The following is a 2,043-nucleotide window of genomic DNA, read 5'->3' as shown; positions in this document are numbered from 1 at the left end:
GTTGACCCCAAAGATTACGTGGCGTTGGCCGAGCAAATCATTGAGGCCATCCATGACGAGGAGTACCTTGATGCTTTACGCACCGGGGAGCCTCGGAGCTTGGCGTCTAGCCAGGGCTTTGGGTGGTGCCTTGAAGTATGGGACATGGTGGTTAACTCCACGGCCGGTGTGTTGCTAGCCGTGGAGGCTGCTTTGGCTGAGGGCGTAGCAGGGTCGTTGTCTTCTGGTTTGCATCATGCGCGGGCTAATACCGGTGCCGGGTTTTGCACCATTAATGGTTTGGCGGTGGCTGTCCAGCACGCCAAAACCTTGGTGGAGGGCCAGGTGGTGGTGCTTGATCTTGATGCGCATTGTGGTGGGGGCACCCAAAGCTTTATCGCCGGTGATCAACGGGTCCGCCATTTTGACCTCAGTACCGCCCGGTATGACGGCTACACCCCTACCGAGGGAAACCAGTTGGTGTTGTTGCCGTGGGAGGTTACTAACGACGGCTATGTGGCCGCGGTAGCGGCCATGTTGGCCGATTTACCCACCGATGCCAGCCTGGTGCTTTATAACGCCGGGGTTGACCCAGCACCTGCTATTTCTGCTGGCGCCTTAGCGGAACGTGAGCGTTTGGTTGCGGCCTGGGCCAGCGAGCATCAGGTACCTTTAGCCTTTGTGCTGGCCGGCGGTTACACCGATTTGATGTCCGAACAAGAGTTAACGGCTTTACATGTGCGCACCGTTACTGAGTGTGTACAGGTAGCGAAAATTATTCCAAGGGGCTTGAACTACGAAAAAGAATTGGAGGGTTGCCTTTAATGATGTTGAGTAAAAGGTTTTCTGAGGCGGTGGAGTTTGCCCGGGTTCATCATGAGGGCCATAACCGTAAGGGTTCGCCGATCCCTTATTTGAGCCACCTGTTGGCGGTGGCCGGGTTGGCGATTGAAGATGCGGCGGCCGACCCCGGGTTGCAAGACCAGGTGGAAGACATCGCTATTGCGGCGCTGCTTCATGATGTTCTTGAAGACACTGAGGTAACGGCCGATGAACTTGAAGCAGCTTTTGGTTCGGTGGTGCGAGAGATTGTGGAGGAGTGCAGCGATGCCGAGGGCCCCGGTAATAAACCACCGTGGCTGTTACGCAAGCAGCAGTACCTCGAAGACTTAGAGTTCGCTAGCGATGCGGCGTTGTGCGTGGCTTTGGCCGATAAACGTCATAACGCTTTGTCTACGGTGGTTGACGCCAAGGCGGAAGGCCCAGAGTTTTGGGCTCGTTTTTCGGCGGGACCCCAAGACCAAATTTGGTGGTATCGAGCGTTGGCCAGCATTATTGGCTTTTGGCGTCCTGGCCGGGCCGCCCAGGAATTGAATTACACCGTGGAACGGCTGTGTGCGTTGGCCAATGAGGCGGTTGGCGTAACTCAACCCCACTGGGAGTTAGCGGCCAACGAAACAACGGGCCCCACCAGTCGTTCTTATTGGGTGGTCGACGGCCGTTTTGCAGCCGGTGCTTACCCGGGGGACGGTGACTGGAAGCCTGGCGATGCCGCCCCGGAGGTGGTGGGTGAAATGTTGAGTGCCGGTCTGAACTGTTTTGTAAATTTGACCGAAGACCTGCCGGGCGGCGGCGATAGCCACTTGAACATGTATGACCCTTTTGTGTCGGGTCAGGCCTTGATTGACCGCAAGCCGATTCCAGACATGGGCATCCCGCCGGTGGAGCACATGGTGACGGTGCTCGACGCCGTTGATCAGCATTTGCGCCAAGGCGGCAACGTGTATGCCCATTGTTGGGGTGGTTTGGGTCGCACCGGCACCGTGGTGGCGTGTTGGATGATCCGCCATGGTTTGGTTTCGCCCGAGGATGCTTTGGAGGAGTTGACTCGTTTGCGCTTGGGTGATGCGGGTGCGGGGCACCGTCGATCCCCCCAAACGAGCGAGCAGTGTTTATTTGTGACAAATTGGAAAGAAGGTCAATGACTCTAGAAGCGGAGAAACAATTGAAAAGCAATGACTTACCGTTGGCGCCTTTGGGCTTAGAGGGCCCGACCGGGCGTGC

Annotated in this window: 2 protein-coding genes; both read left to right on the top strand. The window is 57.0% G+C overall.

What is annotated here, in order from left to right:
- On the top strand, positions 1-804 hold an 804-nt coding region (locus EYQ49_08075; GenBank protein HIG25829.1), incomplete at its 5' end, for a hypothetical protein.
- The gene (locus EYQ49_08070; protein ID HIG25828.1) at positions 804-1,964 is read left to right on the top strand and encodes an HD domain-containing protein; all 1,161 of its coding nucleotides are present in this window, start codon (positions 804-806) and stop codon (positions 1,962-1,964) included. The genes EYQ49_08075 and EYQ49_08070, both read left to right, overlap by 1 nt.
- Positions 1,965-2,043 lie beyond the last annotated feature (79 nt).

The organism is Acidimicrobiia bacterium (assembly GCA_012959995.1).
Classification (GTDB): Bacteria; Actinomycetota; Acidimicrobiia; order Acidimicrobiales; family MedAcidi-G1; genus MedAcidi-G2B.
This window is presented reverse-complemented; position numbering and strand designations above follow the sequence as displayed.